Consider the following 19,571-nt stretch of genomic DNA (forward strand, 5'->3'; position numbering starts at 1 on the left):
TTTTAATCTCCTAAGTCACTTACAATTGCTAATCCTGCTAATCTACCACTAGTCCAAGCAAATCCTGACGCTAAGCCTTCATATGCTGGATAACTCTGTCCTTCATAATACCCACCAGCATTGGCACCACCAGCGTATAATCCTTTAATAGGTTTAAAGCTTTTATCTAAAACTCTCATATGATCATCAACTCTAACACCGCCTACCGTTCCAAGATAAGCAACTTGTGCTTTAAATAAATAAAATGGGCCTTCTTCTACGCTATAAATTAAATGATCGGACTTCTTAGCAAATTCTTTATCATCTTTATTTTTAATTGCTTCGTTATATGTCTTTACTGAGGTTTCAAGATTTTTCAAATTCATATCTGCTTTTTCAGCTAATTTAGCTAAAGTTTCACCCTTAAATGCAGTTTCTAATCTCACAGCTTCATCAGCTAACTTAACGAAATCACCAGGCTTATCTGTTGCACCAGGTCCAGCTTTAGAAACAATTAATTTTGTCCCTTTTGTATACTCATTTAATGTCTTTGTATCAACTAAAATGTAATACATACCGCCCACATTATATCCAGCATTAGCCCAAAGCACTGTATCATAAACAGTATCTTCATTAGTAAAGCGACGACCATCTGGATCGACCCACATTAATGGTGTAAGTAATAGTCTCGTTAACGGATTATCACTAAAACCAGCTAAGTGCTTTTTAGATGTGTTTTGTGTGACCTTAGATTTAGCTAGTTGAGCCGCATGGATTAATGCATGTGAATCAATATTAACAGCCCCTGCATTTTCAAGTGCTGTCATCCCTTCTCCCATACTTGGAACTCCTAAACTTCTCATTCGATTAGTTTTCATTAATTTAGCGACTCGCTTAACATTACCTCCGAATCCACCAGTTGCTACTAAAGTTGCTTTGGCGTAAATTTTAACTTCATTTCCATTTTCATCTACAGCAATTATTCCTTTGATCAATCCATCCTTATCCTTAACCAAGTCTTTCATAGTAGTTTTAAATAGAAATTTAACACCTTTTTCCTCAAGATTTTTCTTAATTCTTTTATATGAATCATCCTTATTTTGATACATATGATAAGATCCACCAGCATAAGGATTATCTTTATGAGCGTATTGAGTTGTATTAGATGTTGGATTTAGTTTTATTTCCATTCCCCACTTTTCAATAACTTCTAAAGTCGGCTTAGCATTTTCTACAATTCTCTTTGTTAAGGGGCCATTATTTAAGTAATGATTATATTCATTTAATTGTCTAATAGCTTCTTTAGTTGACAAATGTAAGCCTTCAGCTTGTTGTTCTTTTGTACCAACAGCAAAAAAGCCACTTGAAATACGTGTATTTCCTCCTATTTGAGACAATTTTTCAACTGCAATAACTTTTAAATTGTTTTCTGCAGCAACCATGGCACATGAAAGTCCTGTACCACCAGTACCAGCTATAACAACATCAGTAAATATTTCTTTAACCATAATCTTTATCCTTTCTCATTTTTCGTTTCAATAATATCGTGAATAGATTTACAATTTAATAGTAAAAGTTATCTTTAATTTTAGTTTTATATATCTTATAGGTAAAAATATGGTTCTTAAGTATCGTTCTTATAGCAATAATGAAATCGTTAACAGTTCAAAACAAAGCTTTAAAAATAATAGTTTGAATTATTTTCACATGGAATTTTTAGAAGCCTTAACTACATGTATTCTAAGTTCTGGTAATCGAACTATACAGCTAACAAGATCTGATATAATTGTTTCTCATCACTTTAAAAATATTAGAATTTCAAGCGAATCAAGACATGATGTTATTCGATTAATTAGTATAGATATAAAATATCCTAGTCCTTTAAATCAGTATCTCGTTGCTGACAACCCCTTAATTCATGACATGATGAATGATACAAATAAGGATTTATGTTATATCTGTTTTAAAAAAATACAATCACAAATTTGCCACAATTATCTAGACATTTTACAAATCATTGCAAGCAAAAAACGAGATAAATATTATGATTTTCAATCACAAAGAATTAGTGGCTTACTATTAACTGAATTACTTCATAATCATCGTCAGAAAATCTCAAAAGTAGATTCAGATTTTCCATCTAAAAAAGTAAAATATGCAAGTAAAGATACCCAAGCAGGTGCTTTAATGTCGTATATAGCTCGTCACAACGGACAAGTTACTTTATCTGAAATGGCAAATGAATTTGGCTATCAAAAAAATTATCTATCCCGTCTTTGTCAAAAGTTATTTAAGCAAGACTTTATACATTTACGTCTAAACATCAGAATTAGCTTAGCAAAAGAACAACTGAAACTAACCACAAAAAGTATCGAAGAAATATCTAATGAATTAGGCTACAAGGAAGTTTCATCTTTTAGCAAGCAATTTTCTCAAATTACCGGAATAAGTCCTCAAAATTGGCGAAAACAAAAGTAGCTCAGATTAATTATTTTCTGAACTACTTAAAACTTATAAATTTGAACCGTCAGCCGCAATTACATTCTTATACCAATAAAATGAATCTTTCGGAATCCGCTTCATTGACCCATTACCTCGATCATCACGATCTACATATACAAAACCATAACGTTTCTTCATTTCACCAGTACCGTTAGAAACCAAATCAATACATCCCCACATGGTATATCCCATTAAATCAACGCCATCTAAATTAATAGCATCGCGCATAGACTTTATATTAGCATCCAAATATTTAATTCGATAGTCATCATGAATTTTTCCATCTTCTGAAATTTGATCATTCCATCCTATACCATTTTCCACAATCCATAAAGGTTTATGATATCTATCCCAAAGTTGATTTAAAGCAATACGTAACACATCAGGATCAGTTGCCCAGCCCCAAGCATTTGTTTTAAGATAAGGATTTTTTACAGTATTAGCTCCCAAATTCCCACCACCAGCTTTACCGTCTTCATCATGGGTAGTAATTGTTAATGACCCATAACAAGAAAAGCTAAGAAAATCTGCTGGATATTGCTTAATCAAGTCATAATCTTCAGGTTTATCATCAAGTTTTATGCCATCACGTTCGTATTGTTTCAATCGATACTCAGGATAATATCCTCCTGTTTGGACATCTGCATAAAACAAAGCATTCTGCATTTTCTTCAAAGCCGTCAATTGATCTTTGGGGTCTGCTGTTAATCCATAAATTGGAGAATATGCAAGCATTTGTCCAACTTTATTATTTGAATCAATTTCATGTGCGATTTTCACAGCAATACTAGAAGCAACAAATTGATTATGCGCCCCCTGAGCTCTTGCTTGCTTAGATGTGTCCAACAATCCTCCACCCATATAAGGAGCTTCGTCCATTGCATTAATCTCATTAAAAGTGAGCCAGTATTTAACCTTTCCCTTATATGCAGTAAAAGCTGTTTTAGCATAATTAGTGAAGAATTTAATTAATTTACGATTTTTCCAACCACCGTAATTGGTGATAAGGCCTAGAGGAGTTTCGTAATGTGATAAAGTTACTAATGGTTCAATCCCATATTTATGACATTCATCAAAAACTTTATCGTAAAAATCTAGCCCCGCCTGATTAGGTTCAGATTCATCACCATTAGGAAAAATTCTTGACCACCCAAGTGATAAGCGAAACACTTTAAATCCCATTTCTGCCATTAATTTTATGTCTTCTTTATAATGATGATAAAAATCAGTAGCTGAGTGGCTTGGATAATAATAACAATTCACTATTGCTGGTCTAGCGTCTTTAGGAAAGTCAAAATTCTTTCCCCATACCATTGGTATAGCACCAATAGTTCCATTAGCTTTTTTCCAGGTAACTTTTCGTGGTTCAGTATTTGAGCCATTAGTTAATACATCAATCGCATTAAGTCCTTTTCCGTCTTCCTGAAAGCCACCTTCATATTGATTGGCGGCGGTAGCGCCACCCCATAAAAAATCTTTTGGAAATTTATTCATATTTAACTCCTTAAATCAAAAGCGTCCCAACTTAATGGAGACGTCTTCTAAATTAGTTCAAATCAAGAACAATATCGTTAAAGGTAACTTCTCCTTTATCTTCCATTTGAATCTTATTATAAGCTGAAGTATTCAAAACAATAATTGGCGTAATTAAATTATAACCAGCAGCTAAAATTTGCTTTTTATCAAACCTAATTAAAATATCGCCTTTCTTAACTTTATCGCCATTCTTAACAGTACTTTCAAAGTATTTTCCTTTTAAATTTACGGTATCCAAACCGATATGGATTAAAATCTGAGCACCATTTTTAAGTTGTAAGATAATTCCGTGCTTAGTATCCATAATTGAAATAACTGTTGCATCTGCTGGCGCTCTTACGACACCATTACTTGGATTAATTGCAACTCCATCTCCCATCATTTTTTCAGAAAAAGTTCTATCCGGTACAGATGTCAAACTTTCAAGTTGCCCTTCAACAGGTGCTGATACAGTAGCAGGCTTTTCAATAATCACAGCATCTGCTGTATTAACTGATTTCTTTGCATTTTTTACTGATTGTTGATTTTCCTTAAATCCAAATACTAAAGTAAGAATAAAGGCCATCACAAATGAAACTAAAATCATTAGTGACCCAAAGGCAAAGTTAATCCATGGCTTTTTACCACCAATAAAGGCTGGTAATGCTAATAAACAATTTTGAGGGATATACAATGTAACTTGTAAAATACCACCAATAATACCACCAACACCAGCAGCAATTGTAGCTGCAAGTAATGGCTTTTTAAGTTTTAATGTAACACCATAAAGAGCAGGTTCGGTAATTCCCATTAAAGCTGAAATACCAGTAGCTGACCCTAATTGCTTCATATTCTTATTTTTACTTTTAACTGCTACAGCTAATGCGGCACCAGCTTGAGCGACGTTTGAACACACTTGAGATACAAAAATAAGTGTATCTCCACCGGTTGCAACTGCGTTCAATCCAATTGGAGTTAAAGCATGGTGCATACCTGTCATAACAATATATGGGAACGCTGCAGCTAACAAACCAACAATTACAAAGCCTAAATGAGCTGATAAGAATTTGATTACAATAGCCAATCCTTCACCAATAACACCACCAATTGGCCCAACAATCAAAAGCGCTAATGGTGCACTAACTACAATTGTCAAAGTTGGTTCCATAATTAAGCGGATAATATCAGGTGACACTTTCTTTGAGAATTTGGAAATGTATGACATTAACCAAACCATTAATAAAATAGGAATAACTGAATATGAGTAGTCATACTTATAAACAGGTGCTCCAAAGAAAAGAATTGGTGCTTTGGCTGCCATCATTTTAACAAAATTGGGATGCAAAAATACACCCGCAATTAAAAGTGCTAAAGACTGATTTACCCTAAATACTTTAGCTGCATTTGCTGCAACGAAGAATGGTAAGAAATAGTACATTGCATCAGCCATAAAACTGATAACTTGGAAAGTACTACTTGTTTGTGATACCCAATTAAAGGTTGTACATAAAGCTAAAACAACCTTAATCATACCAGCGGCAGTTAAAGCAGGAATAAGTGGTGTCATACATCCTGTAATTGCTTCAACAATCTTTGACATTATTGTGCCGTTATTTGAATTACTTGTCATGTCGCTGGTATCTACATCATCATTTGGGACACCTAAATCAACTAAAGCGTCATAGATGCCACCCACATATGTACCAGCAATTATTTGAAATTGCTCATTATTCCATGTTGTACCTGCTACTTCTGGTAATTTTGCAATACTTTCAGCATCAACTAATTTTTCATTCTTAACATAAACTCTTACTCGTGTCATACAGTGAAAAACTCTTTTAATGTTACTTTTTCCACCTAATGCATGAATAATTTTTTGAGCGTCTTGCTTATAATCATATTTGCTCATATAAAAACTCACTTTCTTTTTTCTTTTATTTGGTTTACATTTATATAATAAAAGAAAGCGGATTCAATATATGCTTGTTACAAAGTTTACATTACTTAAATCAAGATTAGGGATATACCGCTATGTAACAAAATGTAACAGTAAGAAAAGAGATATATAATGGCATCAACAATTAGAGATGTAGCACAAACAGCAAATGTTTCTATTGCAACAGTCAGTAGATATTTAAATCAAGTTGGTAATGTTTCAAAGGAAACAGCACAAAAAATAGACTTAGCTGTTAAGAAATTAAATTACCATTCCAAAAAATGGTCTCCCAGAATCAATAAAAATAAAAATATTCTCGTTATTTTTCCATCGATAACAAACCCTTTCTATTCAGAACTATTCAGTCAGTTAGTAAAACAATTAAATGGCTATCAATATTCAACTATTTTACAAATTGACAATGATATGAATCATTCAATTGATTACTATATTAAGAAGATAAAGGATGGAGAAATAAGTGGGATTATCACTAGTTCTCCTCTTAAAACCTTGCAACATGATTATAGTGACTTTCCGATAGTCTCCTTTGATAGAAAAATACATAAAACTATTCCAATAGTTGAATCAAACAATTTAGATGGTGGTTTTAAAATAGCGCAAAAAATTTTAAGTTTAGGTTGTAAAAATATATTAATTATTTCGGGAAATCAAATGGATTATTTTCCTCTAAACGATCGTATAAAAGGCATGTTAAAAGTTTTTAATTATTATGGAGTACATGTCAAAACAGCTTATACTGACTTTGAAAGTTCAATAATAAATAGAAAAATTCAAATAGCACAAATTATTAATAATCAATCATATGATGCTATTTGTTGTACAGACGATTTAACGGCGTTACTAGTTAAAGAGCACACACATCAAATGAGTTACTTTCCGGTAATAACGGGTTTTGATGGTAGTCAATTAGTTTCAAACCTTTTCCCAGATTTATTAAGTGTAAATCAAAACATTTCAGAAATCGCAACTCAACTAATAAATATTTGCTTCCAAAGTATACAAAACTCTGAAAAAGATATTCATAAAATAATTCCTATTCATTTAAGATAGTTTTTTTAGAAAAAAGGACACAATTGGCAGTTAGTTAATCCAGACTACTAATTGTGTTCTTTTATAAAAATTGATGATATATAAGTTTAATTAAATTTTTTACTCCTTTGTAATAGTAGTAATACTAATATAACTGAAATAGCAGTTATAATTGCAGTAATCCAAAAAACTGCTAAAACGCTAGTAACCGTATTTTTAATTACAAAACTTGCAACTAATGGAGCAACAAAATAACAAATTGCGGCCATAAATGAATAATATGATGTAAATTTACCATGATCTGTTGGGAAATATGATGTCAAAACTGATAAGCCTACTTGCCAAACTCCACCTGCTGCAAAAAAGCCTACGGCCACTGCACCCAACCGTGCACTAATAATCGATGGCATTAAGACCATAAACAATAAGCCTAAAGTTGAAATAGTTGAATAAATTAAAATTAAATACAATCTTTTTATTTTAGTTACAAGAGCTGAAGTAATAAATACGGAAATTAATGATGCGGCTGAATACCAAGAAATCAATTGGTTGGCAGTTGCGGGTACTTGATGCAAAACCACTGAGCCAAAGAATGGAACATAAAGTGAAAAAATATAAAAAGTAAAACAAAGCGTAAAACCTAATGCAATAATCATTACTCCATCTACTGCTAAACTAGGTTGATTTATAGATTGGTTTTGAATATTTGTCTTTTTCACTTCTTGCTTTAATTTACTTTCTTCTTGTGAAGCAAATACCGCCTTCAAAGTTGTAAAAATATCAAAAGCAATAATAATTATTAATGCAATTGCTGTTGCATGCGGATTTGGAAAAGCTGCCACCCAAAATGGAAAAATTAACTGCATTATTTGCATAGCTGCTTTAACCAATGAATTCATAGTAGCAGTTTTATTGGGGAAGGCATCTGCCAAAGCTGGATAACCCGCTGTATCACCAAATGAATTTGTTGCACCAAAAAACAAAGCTGCAACGCCTGCTACCCAAATATTTCTTGCAAATGCAGCACCAAGTAGAAATAAAATATCGCAAACTAAAGCAATCAACAATGTCTTCTTACGACCAATTTTATCACTAATTGCTCCGGCTAACAGAATCGTTAGAATACGGCCTAAGCCAACACCAGCTAATACCATTGAAAGACCAGCTGCGCTGGTATTCCAAGCCTTAATAAAAAAGTCTCGATATTGTGAAATAAAAATTGTAGCAACACCAACAACTGCATAATTCAAATATACAGAAGCAGCAGCGCCAATATAATTGTCTTTTTTCATAATTACACCTCATATTTTGTGAATTTATTAACGTTACAAACTTAATATAATGCGAATTACATAATAAAAATAATTAATTCTTTTAGGATTACTCAAAAATAAAGCAATATAATTGCAAGCGCTTTTATAGTTGTGATAAGTACATTATCCGTAACTATATTTCAGTACTTAGTCAATAATAATCAGCAATCAGATGTAAAAAGTATTGTTTTTTTATTAATACAATTAATCACAATATTAAAAAGACAAATAAAAAGAGACTAATCTCAGAGAGAATAGTCTCAAAAAATGATTTAAAGTCTGAATTGTGCGAGTTTTTCACTTATAAATTGGTTTTGACATTCATCTGTAGCCACAAAAGGTTTCATAGGTACCAAAGCAAATTCTGGAGTTACTGCTACAAAAGTAAACACAGCTTCGCCTATTAGTTCAGACTCTTGATTCAATCTTCTTTTCTTTATTGCACTATAAACCGTAATTGTATGGAAACTCGTTTTTAATATACTAGCCTCGAAATAAACGCAATCACCAACATATGATCTTTTAAGAAAGTTAATTTGGTCAATTCTACCAGTAACACATCTAGTTCCATTATATCTAGAAACGAAAATCCCTAAACTTGAATCTAAATGCTTCACTAACTTTCCACCATGGAGAATTCCTAAATGATTCAACATCTCCGGAGTAACTACAAAATCTCCGAGCTCACACTTATAAAAAGAAAAACTCATATTATTCTGCTTTTACCTTTTCTTTCAAAATATATTTTTTGACTTTTCCATTCACTGTCTTAGGAAGTTGGTCCAGCAAAAAAACACGTTCAGGCCAAAGTTTCTTATCAACTTTATTATTTGACAAAAAATCATTCAACTGCGTTTTCGAAAAATCACAATCTGGTGTCTTTAACACTATAAATGCACCGATTCGTTGACCTAACCTTACATCAGGGAGCCCCAAAACAGCAACTTCTTTTACAACAGGGCACGACATTATTTTAGCTTCAACAACTTTAGCTGAAATATTTTCTCCACCACGAATGATTTTATCACTATTTCGACCATCTATCTCTAATAAACCATCATCATTATAGTGGCCAAAATCACCCGTAATAAACCACTTACCATCAAAGCTAGCCTCAGTTTTTTCAGAATTTAAAAGATATTCTTTGAAAATCACAGGTCCTGAAACTTCAATATTTCCCTTGATATTTGCTAGCTTTATTTCATGTCTTTGTTCATCTAACAACCGAATTTTTATTCCATCCATCGGAATAACAGCTGTAGAAGTATAATTACTATCTACAAAATACTTTTTAGGAGTATAGCTAAATGGTACAGCCTCTGTTAACCCATAACAATTATAAACGGGTAACTTTCTTAAACGTGCTTTTTCTAGGAGATTGGATTTTAACTTGTCACCACCCGATATCAATTGTCTTAATTGACCTAAATCTTCAATTTCAAACAAAATATCGTAAATCACTGTAGGTACGCTGTCAACTAATGTAACTGGATATTTCTTTAGAATCTCAGCCAAGTCTTTCACATTATAATGCCGCATAATCACCATGCTACTACCTGCTATAATAGTTGAAATCAAGCCATGGTGAAAACCAATTGCATGATAAAACCCAGACGGCATTGCTATCATATCATCACTATTAATTTCAAAAGCCTTATTAAAAGCAAATTCACTACTCAAGATATTTTTATTCGTTAACACTACACCTTTAGGTGCACCTGTAGTCCCCGAGGTATTCAAGATTAATGCTGGTGCATCCTCAGCATTGTCAGTTTGAGAAAAGAGCAATGTACGTTTATTTCGAATAAACAATCTTAAGTCACCAACAAATAATGATTCATAGTTAGGTAAATCATCATAGTAGATTGTGTCTCTACCTCTAACAGCTTTTTGCGTGACAATTGCAAATGGCTTGAAACGATCTACTAAGTTTTGAATTTCTGTACTATCAAAATGGGGATTTAGGGGATTAATAACAAGTCCTAATTTAATACTGGCAATAAGATATAAAATATTTTCAAAGTCTACTTCAAATTGTAATCCAATAATATTACCTGTTCGAAGTCCTAATTTTTTTAGTAAATATGCTGTCTGTGAAGCTAAATTATCTACTTGTTGATAAGTAAAATGTTGTTGCTGATAAACGATAAATAGCTTATCCGGTGTTTGTTTAACACGCCAATCCCATGCATCTTTTAATGTTTCAAAATCGCCCATTTTGATCACCTCTTTTAAAGCAAATTAATTAAGCGGTCAATGATTTGATTAGCATCACCAACTATACCATAATCTGCCAATTTAAAAATTGGAGCTGTTTTATCAGTATTTATGGCAATTATATGTTTAGATTTATCCATACCTGCAGTATGCTGAACAGCACCGGAAATACCAAAAGCATAATAAACATCTGGTTTAACTATTAAGTTAGAAACCCCAATCATTTTAGTAGCATCAATCCACCCTTGGTCAGTTACAGCTTTGGTTGCCCCAACACTTGCATCTAATTTTTGAGCTAATTGCATCAAAGGTTTAAAGCCTGCAGCATCCTGTAATCCTTTACCACCAGAAACTATAGTTTTGGCATAAACCAAGTCATTTTGCGCATTTTTCTTTTTAATATATCTAACTTTACTATCACTCTTAAAATTAAACTCATTAACTTCAAGACTATTAGTTGCATTTTCAGAAATAACACCATTTAAGCTGGCAGTAATTACGCCACCTTGTTTTAAATGACTTACTCTAACTGCTTTACTTTCAGCGATATTTCTTGAAACTGTTACCGAATTAGGACTAATTGTTAAATCTGTAACATGACAAACTAATGGCAAGTTTAATTTAGCTGCTAAACGACTAGCTAAGTTATTGCCTAAATTGCTATCTTCAAAGACAAACACTGCATGATTATTACCATCTACTATCTTGCTCAAAGCATTAGTAATCGTAGGCAAATCTGTTAAAGTAAAATCACTACTAGTATAAATTTCCGTGTTTACACCACAGTTTTCATACTTCGGCTTAATATCATCACTATGATTGGTCAAAACAACATTGGTTAAATCTGAAAAATAACCACTCATCCCAGCCAGAGTTGCTAGGTTTGAGCCTTCATTAAGGTTTTGATCTTCAAATTGAATAAAATATGCTTTACTCATTTTTAACCTCACTTCAAAATTCCATCCTGTTTGAGAGCTTCAACCAATTTTTCAACTGCATCTGGCTCATCATCCAAATTCCAAATCAATTTTTTCCATTTTCTTTGATCAGCAATAATTTCACTTTTTTCTTGGTCTGAAGCCTTAATTTCAATATCTTTAATTTCAGCTTTTTGAGCAGCTTCCATATCTAAAAAGCTTGGTAATTTTGGATTTTTTACTGCTGCTGTAATAGTTAGAACTGCCGGTAAATTTGCAGTACCTGTTAAACTACCTCGATTAAGCTGTGATTCAAAGCTCTTATTAGCATCAAAATATGAAATTTGATCATAAAAGTTATAAGCTAACATATCAGCCAGTCTAGCTGCAAAATTAGCACTTTCACAACTTTCACCCGTTAAGATTAAGTCATAATCTTGCTTCTTAAATTGATTAGCTAATACTTGAGCAATTTCTGCAGATTTCAAAGGATCATCTGGATCTATTCCTTTAAACAAGGTAGCGCTATCTGCCCCATAGCTTAATCCTTCACGTAAAACACGTTCTCCAACTATTCCATTTTCAAAACTAAACAAATCAACTTGTCCATCTTGCTTTAACGTGACCGCCAAAGCAATCGCTGCTTTATCGCTATTGCTTAAGAAGAGGTCTTCATCATGATATGAAACTTTTTGACGATGAGTTGTATAAGCCTTTGAACTTAAAAATTCTTTTTTAACTATAACTGCAATTTTCACTTTACTCATCCTCTCTAGTCTTCATAATCTCTTTCAACTTCTCGTGCTATAGTCATCCGTTGAATTTCATTGGTACCTTCCAAAATTTGGAAACCTTTGACATCGCGCATCAATTTTTCAACAGGATATGCCCGGGTATAGCCGTATCCACCAAAGATTTGAACTGCATCTGAAGTTACCTTTTGAGCAATATCAGTTACAAAAAGCTTTGTCATCGCCCCTTCTTTTCGGACAAGACTACCTTGGTCCATCATCTTCATAGTGTTATTAACCATTAAGCGAGCTGCTTCAACACTAGTAGCCATATCAGCTAACATATTTTGAACAGATTCAAACTTTACAATTGGTGTATTAAATTGTTCACGTTTAACAGCATATTTTCCTGCTTCATCAAGAGCTCTTTGCATTACACCAACAGTTAATGTTGAGACAAAGGCCCGTGATAAGTTAAGAGAGTTAAGAGCAATATTAATCCCTTTTCCCTCTTTTCCAATTAAATTATCAATAGGAATATGAACATTTCTGAATGCAATTGGTACGGTATTTGATAGACGAAGCCCCATTTTATCTTCATGTCTACCAACCCAAATACCAGGAGTATTTCTAGGAATCATAAAAGCTGACAAGCCATGATTACCATTATCTGAGGTTCTAAAAATACCAATGAATACATCTGCTACACCACCATTAGTAGCAAAGGCTTTGTCACCATTTAAAATATATTCATCGCCTTTTCTAACAGCAGTTGCGCGAACTGCCCCTGAATCTGAACCAGCATCAGCTTCCGACAAAGTGAAGGCTGCAAATTTTCCAGGTTTTAAAATATTTGCAAATTTTTGTGCTTGTTTTTTACTACCCGAAATCATCACACACCGCAAAGCTACAAATGAAGTTATCAATGTTAAAGCATATCCAGCATCATATTCTGCCAATTTTTCAAAAACTAATGCCGAGTCCTCAAATGACAACCCTGCACCCCCATATTCTCTTGGGATTTCAAGCATATGTAATCCCATATCAATTGCTGGTTTAAAAGCTTCAACTGGGCAATCACCCTTGCGATCATATTCTTTGATTAATTTTGTCTTTAAGTACCTATCACCAAACTCTTTTGCCAGATGAATATATTCTCTTTGTTGTTCTGTATATTGTAATGCCATCTTAATCTCTCCTATTTGATAGGTTCCCCGATATGACGCACATCACCCGCAGCGCCATCTGCAATCATCTTATTAATTTTTTCTTCGCTATAACCTAATTCCTTTAAGATTTCACGAGTATCTGAACCTTGTGCTCTAGAAGGGGTTAATACGGGATTGCCTTGAGATTCAAATCTTACAGGGTTGGTTGGGATAAAACGCTTAGCTCCTGATGGGAACGTCATCAAGCGCAGTTCATCATTATCAAGTGCTTCTGGATCTTTATAAATTTCAGTTGGAATTTGACATGCTTCCAAAGGCAAATCTTCTTTTTCAAATAAGTCTAACCAATATTTCAGTGGCTTCTTTTTGAAAGCATCTTCCAAAATAGCAATTACCTCACTACTTGTGCCATTAGCATTCAATGTATCCATCTTGTTGTAACGCTTATCACCCATTACATCATCACGACCAACATCATGCATAACTTTGTCAAAATCACGATCATATTCAGGTACACAAAGCACAAACCAACGATTATCACTCGTCATATAAGTATCGTTAAATGGGTTAGTAACTTCTTTTCTACTCTTTGGATATTCATTGCCATATTGTGCTGAAACCATTGCAATATTTTGCATAAAAATAGCTGCGTGATTCAAGTTAACAGTTAATTTTTCGCCTTGTCCTGTTCTTCTTTGTTTAAGTAGTGCAGCACAAATACCAGCTACTAAAGTAAGCGAGACCTGAAAATCACCATAACCATTAACTGGGTTATATGGGTTGCTCCCCTTATCAACAGTAGTACCTTGGACACCACCTCTTGCTTGGTAAGCAGTTGCATCATAACCAGCTGCATCTTTTTTAGGACCAAATTCACCATAACCACGGTCTTGTGCAAAAATTAATTTTGGAAATTCTTTATGTAAACTTTTCCAGGAAAGTCCCATATGTTCCAAACTCTTTGTTCTAACACTAGTTAAAAAAACATCTGCATTTTTCAATAAATCTTTAAATGCTGCTAATCCTTCTGGAGTTTTTGTATTCAAGGTAATAAATCGCTTATTCATATTGGATACATCAAATCCCAAATTTTCATCATCTTCATACTTCATATTAAAGACTGCACCTTGAGTTCTTCCGGCATCTCCTTTAGGAGCTTCAACCTTAATAACATCTGCACCCCATTCGCCCAGAATTCTGCCAGCAGTAGGAGCTGCTAAAAATTGGGTTAAATCAACTACTTTTACACCATTTAAAATTTCATTAGCCATTTTTTTGCCTCTTAATTGTGTCTTTAAATAAAAGAACCGAATCAATAAACTTTAAGGTTCTGATTCGGTCCAAATAATAATTAACTATTTAATGCTAGTAATTGGAGTTTGACCGTCATTCTTGATCAATAAACGTCCAGCGGTTAATCTTTGTACAGAACGAGGGCCTTCTTCAAGCCACATAGCACGGCAGTCACGATATAAACGTTCTGCAGGACCATAAGGGTTATCTTGGAAGTAACCAACACCACCAAAGATTTCAAGCATGTAGTCAGATACAAGCTTTACAGTATTAATACTTTCAAGCTTTGCAAATGAAGCTTTCTTAGTAATATCTTTACCTTCATCATAATCTTTGGCTAAATCCCAAAGCATCAAGCGTAATGCGTGAACTTTTGCACCCATATCTGCAATTTCAAAGATGATTGATTGACGCTTACACAATGGTTTACCAAAGGTTACACGGTCCTTTGAGTAGGCAATTGCCATTTCAAGCATTCTTTGTGCCATACCCAAGTTTGAATCAGCAATGTGTGCACGTGATAATGAAAGTGAAGAAATGGCAACTTTCATACCTTCGCCCCGCTTACCTAGCATATATTTGTCAGGAATTCTCATATTAGTAAACTTAAGATCTGCGTGACCAGCACCACGGCAACCCATCATTAATGGCATTTCATGAGCTTCAAATCCTGGTGTATTAGTTGGTACCCAAAATGCTGATAATCTTTCGTCACCTTCCTTGTCAGGGTCAGTAACTACAATTAAGTAAGTAAAGTCTGCAACATCAGCATGAGAAATCAAGGTTTTTTCACCATTGATAATCCAATCATCGCCATCCTTAACAGCAGTAGTATGTAAGTCAGCCCCAGTACCACCACTCTTTTCGGTTAAAGCAAAGTTAGCATATATACTCTTGTCTTGAAACTTGTCCATATATTTATCTTTGAGTTCTTTGCTACCAAAGTCATTTAAAATTCTCCAGTTCATATCTGAAGCATGGTGAAGGTGCATTCTAATACCACCTTGAGTACGTGAGAATTCTTCTTGGACTTGTAAAATTTGCTTTTCATTCAAATCCCAGCCTCCATATTGACGAGGTAATGCAAAACGATATAAATCGTGCTTAATTGCAATTGGGAAAAAATCCTTTGGAAATTCACGATTTTCTTCAATATATGGTGTCATACGATCAAATTCATTTTGTGCTAAGTGACGAATTTCCTTTAAGTAGTTTTCAAAATCTTCGTTGCTCATCTTTTCGCCGGGTTTAGTAGTATGCATAATTGGTGTTTCTTCATAAGGTGGTAATGTGTGTAATTTCTTTTCCATGTTAAAATTTCTCCTTTAGCTTCTTTCAGTCTTTTAATTAAGAGGAAAAGTGCCTATAATATTATTTGAAATCTAATGTAAGCGTTTTTCTCTTGACGCTTTTTATTATCAATGCTTGAGATTGTAAAGTAAAATTGATAACTACTTCGGAACTATTAATTTTTAAAATACTAATTCAACAAAAAAAGCTATTTTTCATTATTACAAGTAAAAAAATAGCTTAATAATTATGATGTATTATCTTTTATTACATTACATTCCCTAGCGTAATAGCTATATTTATATTATTAATATTGGTATTAATTAAGCATCGAGGTAACACAATGAATTTAAATCAACTATATTACTTTCGCGAACTAGCAGAAAAACAGCAATATACTCAGGCCTCAAATAACCTATTTATTAGTCAGCCTACATTATCACTCTCTATCAAGCAGCTTGAAAAAGAGCTACATTGTAAATTATTTATACATAATGGTCGCTACGTCAAACTGACAAAGTATGGCCGTCAATTTTACAATACCGTTGTTAATAGCTTAAATATTCTTGATACTGGTACACGACAACTTACACAAGCTATTAGCCAAGATGAAGGAAATATTAATCTCGCATGTATTCCTACATCTGTTGGTAATTTAATGCCACATATTGTTACAGAATACTTGCAACAAGTTGAAAAAGCACCACATTTTATTTATCATGATAGCCCATCTCTTCAAATTTGTAATGGAATTAAAAATGGTTGGTATGATATCGGAATTTGTTCGTATGTAGCAGGTTTTGACAATTTTACTTTCATCCCTTTATATACTGAAGAAGTAATTGCCATTTGTAGTAAAGATAATGACCTTGCGCAAATCAATGAAATCACGCCAGAGGAGCTTCGTGAATCTATTATTACTTATACTAAGGATATTACAATTGGCAAAGATATTACTAACGCATTATTATCTCAAGCATCAGACTTAATGATTGCTAATTCAATGCATGATGAACTCGCAATTGCCGGGCAAGTTCTATCAAATAACATGGTGGGAATTGTCGCAAATACTATCTATTTAGAAGGATTTAATTTACATAAAATTAAGTTATTGAACATTCCAACTGACACTCGACAAGTTTATTTGGTCTTTAATCCTGAATCAATTACTTCAAGTACCAGTCTTGATTTTATCGACTGGCTTAAAGCTAATAAATCGCAAATCAATGAAAAGTTACACAAAAAAAGAGATATTTAGTCTTTTACCTTAGGTTAAACTACAACCTAAGGTTTTTTATTGATTTATTAATAATACTAATTTACTTATTTCAGCGTTTTTAATTATGCTATAGAAAAAGGAGAATTTAATATGAAAAATCGTTTATGTCATGCTTTAGCAATTAACACTCCAATTATTCATTGCCCTATGCATACTATGACTAATGGAAAAATGGTAGCTGCCATTAGTGAAGCCGGAGGATTGGGAATTTTAGGAATAAATAGCGGTTATAATATAACAGACGTAACAAGTGGAGCATCCTCAACCAACAGTGAAGTAGTTGGTAATCCAAATAATTATTCTATTTTGGATACAATGACTGAAAGAAATTTAATGAATGAACAGATTAATACAACACTTGAAAATACATTTAGATCATTTGCTGTAGAAGTAGCAAGTCAGTATGACAGCCCAGAAAAAGACCCAACTGCGAAAAGTATTGTAGAACTTATGCGTAAGCGCCGATTAACTATTGCCCTTTTTGAAGGATTGGGGAGTCCGCTTTCGCTAGCTTGGGCAAAAATTTTACACGAAAATGGTATTAAGATCATGCAAGTTGTCAGCGATTTGGCATTTGCAAATACCGCAATTAATCACGGACTAGATATCGCAATTGTTAAAGAACTAGTAGTGGCTAATAAAATTCAAAACGTTTATCCTGATACACTAGTAGTTTTAGCTAGTGGGATTGAGACCTCTGATATACAAACATTAATACAACAAGTAGACGGTATATATTTAAATACTCCATTTGCTATTTGTAATGAAGCAATAATTGATGACGGCATCAAAGCAAGATTTCTATCCTCTCATAAGGATGACTTTATCAAATTAACTTTACCTTTTGGGGATTTTTTAACTTTTAAAACACCATATATTGAACAAATCTTATCGAGAAAATTATCTCCTCAAGAATTATTCAATCAGTTACATCAATTTCAAGGACTTATTGATGGCATGATTAAAGGAAATCTAAGTTATGGTTATTGCTTATTCGATTTGAACAGCTATAACATAAATGAAGCATTATCTGCTGAAGAAATTATTAATACCACATTTCATAAAATAGATTGATAATGATGCTACATTGTAATGAAACATCACCGAACTCGAAAAATAACAATTACTGCGTATTGTTGCTAAAGTTTTTTCTATTTTAATATTTAAATTTAGTTATAGAACCAAGCAAAACATTCCTTATTTTTTTAGTTGGGATAGTAGCATCACAAGCTAATCTCCTCTATGTTAACTTACTTATATATGTTTAAAAATTATAGAATATTACTCAGTGTTTTAGAGAAAGTTAACTCAAGCAAATCTTTATTTATGTTTTTTAGTGAACTTATTAAAATTATTTTTATACCCCCTGTATTCGGATACGAATACAGATTTTTTGTGTGGATTTATTTTGTTTTCTTATGAAAATTTCGTAAAATTTCTATTCCCTTTGCTTGATATTTATTTGGCATAAAACTTTTGCGCATGGCAATTTGCATATATGCCCAAAGTTTCTGATCTGGAGTTAACCTAATCACATGGACTAAATCATTGTGCTTAATACTTGATTCTAGTACTAATGCAATTCCCATATTTCGTTCTACTAAGTCTATCAATAACTGCATTGTCTGTGCCGTATAGATAATATTAGGTGCAAAATCTCCAAATTCTCCTATTCTATCAAGCGATTCACGGGTCAAATAAGTAGACTTTCGAGCAATAAACTTCTCATTTCTCAGCTCTCGTGCATTAATTTCATTTTTATTAAACCATGGGTGCTTCAACCCAGTAATAATTACTAATTCAGTTTTATCAAGAGTACGAATAAAATAATTAGGATCATTAAATGGGACAATCCAAGAATATATAGCTATATCACTATCTCCTTTTTCCAAATCAGAAAAAGCAGCTGCCGATCTTTCAAACTTAGGCTCTAACATATCTGAAATACCAGCGTGATAAAATTTTTCAATTATTTCAGGCATGTAAATGCTTCCCGCTATACCGGAAAAAGAAATTCTTATTTTTCTATCATTGGCATGACGTACATCATGATCCAAACTAGCCAATTCTAGTAATAGTTCTTTGGATTTGTCATAAAGGATTTGACCTGCTGAGGTTAAAGCAGGTCTACTTTTTTTATTTTTTTGAATAATTAAGGGGTCTTGATAATATTGTGCCAATCTTCTTACAGCAGAAGAGATGGTGGGTTGTGTTACACCCAACTCCTTAGCAGCCATTGTATAAGATTGAGCTTCTACTAATTTACAAAAATAAAGCATGTCTTTTTCATTCATTATTTATAAATTCCTTTTATGAATCAAACTTTTTGCGTTATAAGTTTTGTTGCTCATTTGCTACTTAACAACTAGTATACCAATGA

The 19,571-nt window shown here is 33.1% G+C and carries 16 protein-coding genes; 4 read left to right on the top strand and 12 right to left on the bottom strand.

The genetic code is table 11. The annotated features are described in order from the left end of the window. Nucleotides 1-2 precede the first annotated feature (2 nt). Nucleotides 3-1,487 carry an FAD-dependent oxidoreductase gene (locus ETI37_RS04065; protein ID WP_143458452.1) on the bottom strand — a complete coding sequence of 495 codons (1,485 nt, stop codon included), beginning with the start codon at nucleotides 1,485-1,487 and terminating at the stop codon, nucleotides 3-5. A 109-nt stretch (nucleotides 1,488-1,596) separates the two neighbouring features. Here ETI37_RS04065 and ETI37_RS04070 point away from each other — a divergent pair, with 109 nt between their 5' ends. Beyond that, a complete protein-coding gene (locus ETI37_RS04070) occupies nucleotides 1,597-2,457 on the top strand; it encodes a helix-turn-helix domain-containing protein (protein WP_224783250.1) in 861 nt (286 codons plus the stop codon). 33 nt (nucleotides 2,458-2,490) lie between these two features. Here the strand turns inward: ETI37_RS04070 and ETI37_RS04075 are convergent, their stop codons facing one another. Together ETI37_RS04075 and ETI37_RS04080 are read right to left on the bottom strand one after the other, a co-directional pair. Further along, nucleotides 2,491-3,975: a family 1 glycosylhydrolase gene (locus ETI37_RS04075; protein WP_143458451.1), complete on the bottom strand. Its 1,485-nt coding sequence runs from the start codon at nucleotides 3,973-3,975 to the stop codon at nucleotides 2,491-2,493. A 52-nt stretch (nucleotides 3,976-4,027) separates the two neighbouring features. After that, complete coding sequence (locus tag ETI37_RS04080; protein WP_143458450.1) at nucleotides 4,028-5,905, bottom strand: beta-glucoside-specific PTS transporter subunit IIABC; 1,878 nt, start codon at nucleotides 5,903-5,905, stop codon at nucleotides 4,028-4,030. Between the two features lie 159 nt (nucleotides 5,906-6,064). Here ETI37_RS04080 and ETI37_RS04085 point away from each other — a divergent pair, with 159 nt between their 5' ends. After that, nucleotides 6,065-7,003 carry a LacI family DNA-binding transcriptional regulator gene (locus ETI37_RS04085; RefSeq protein WP_143458449.1) on the top strand — a complete coding sequence of 313 codons (939 nt, stop codon included), beginning with the start codon at nucleotides 6,065-6,067 and terminating at the stop codon, nucleotides 7,001-7,003. Between the two features lie 86 nt (nucleotides 7,004-7,089). On the opposite strand, the gene ETI37_RS04090 is transcribed toward ETI37_RS04085, so the two are convergent. The 8 genes from ETI37_RS04090 to ETI37_RS04125 all read right to left on the bottom strand — a co-directional run bounded on the left by ETI37_RS04090 (nucleotide 7,090) and on the right by ETI37_RS04125 (nucleotide 15,932). Beyond that, nucleotides 7,090-8,274 (bottom strand): MFS transporter, encoded by a 1,185-nt coding sequence (locus ETI37_RS04090; protein WP_143458448.1) that lies wholly within the window; start codon nucleotides 8,272-8,274, stop codon nucleotides 7,090-7,092. Between the two features lie 293 nt (nucleotides 8,275-8,567). Then, the gene (locus tag ETI37_RS04095; protein WP_143458447.1) at nucleotides 8,568-9,005 is read right to left on the bottom strand and encodes an acyl-CoA thioesterase; all 438 of its coding nucleotides are present in this window, start codon (nucleotides 9,003-9,005) and stop codon (nucleotides 8,568-8,570) included. 1 nt (nucleotide 9,006) lies between these two features. Then, entirely contained in the window at nucleotides 9,007-10,512 is a 1,506-nt protein-coding gene (locus ETI37_RS04100; RefSeq protein ID WP_143458446.1) for a class I adenylate-forming enzyme family protein, read from the bottom strand. Nucleotides 10,513-10,526: 14 nt separating this feature from the next. After that, the gene (locus ETI37_RS04105) at nucleotides 10,527-11,450 is read right to left on the bottom strand and encodes an electron transfer flavoprotein subunit alpha/FixB family protein (protein ID WP_143458445.1); all 924 of its coding nucleotides are present in this window, start codon (nucleotides 11,448-11,450) and stop codon (nucleotides 10,527-10,529) included. 8 nt (nucleotides 11,451-11,458) lie between these two features. Next, nucleotides 11,459-12,187: a hypothetical protein gene (locus ETI37_RS04110; RefSeq protein WP_162501146.1), complete on the bottom strand. Its 729-nt coding sequence runs from the start codon at nucleotides 12,185-12,187 to the stop codon at nucleotides 11,459-11,461. Nucleotides 12,188-12,201: 14 nt separating this feature from the next. Further along, complete coding sequence (locus tag ETI37_RS04115) at nucleotides 12,202-13,347, bottom strand: acyl-CoA dehydrogenase family protein (RefSeq protein ID WP_143458443.1); 1,146 nt, start codon at nucleotides 13,345-13,347, stop codon at nucleotides 12,202-12,204. Between the two features lie 11 nt (nucleotides 13,348-13,358). Beyond that, nucleotides 13,359-14,600 carry a CaiB/BaiF CoA transferase family protein gene (locus ETI37_RS04120; protein ID WP_143458442.1) on the bottom strand — a complete coding sequence of 414 codons (1,242 nt, stop codon included), beginning with the start codon at nucleotides 14,598-14,600 and terminating at the stop codon, nucleotides 13,359-13,361. An 84-nt stretch (nucleotides 14,601-14,684) separates the two neighbouring features. Next, entirely contained in the window at nucleotides 14,685-15,932 is a 1,248-nt protein-coding gene (locus ETI37_RS04125) for an acyl-CoA dehydrogenase family protein (RefSeq protein WP_208723190.1), read from the bottom strand. 323 nt (nucleotides 15,933-16,255) lie between these two features. Here ETI37_RS04125 and ETI37_RS04130 point away from each other — a divergent pair, with 323 nt between their 5' ends. Both ETI37_RS04130 and ETI37_RS04135 read left to right on the top strand, forming a co-directional pair. Continuing rightward, nucleotides 16,256-17,170, top strand: a complete 915-nt coding sequence (locus ETI37_RS04130; protein WP_143458441.1) for a LysR family transcriptional regulator — start codon at nucleotides 16,256-16,258, stop codon at nucleotides 17,168-17,170. A gap of 111 nt (nucleotides 17,171-17,281) precedes the next feature. Continuing rightward, the gene (locus tag ETI37_RS04135; RefSeq protein ID WP_143458440.1) at nucleotides 17,282-18,265 is read left to right on the top strand and encodes a nitronate monooxygenase; all 984 of its coding nucleotides are present in this window, start codon (nucleotides 17,282-17,284) and stop codon (nucleotides 18,263-18,265) included. A gap of 329 nt (nucleotides 18,266-18,594) precedes the next feature. Here ETI37_RS04135 and ETI37_RS04140 read toward each other — a convergent pair whose 3' ends face one another. Further along, nucleotides 18,595-19,485, bottom strand: a complete 891-nt coding sequence (locus ETI37_RS04140; protein WP_143458439.1) for a LysR family transcriptional regulator — start codon at nucleotides 19,483-19,485, stop codon at nucleotides 18,595-18,597. Between the last annotated feature and the right edge of the window lie 86 nt (nucleotides 19,486-19,571).

It is taken from the genome of Lactobacillus mulieris, from assembly GCF_007095465.1.
Taxonomy (GTDB): domain Bacteria; phylum Bacillota; class Bacilli; order Lactobacillales; family Lactobacillaceae; genus Lactobacillus; species Lactobacillus mulieris.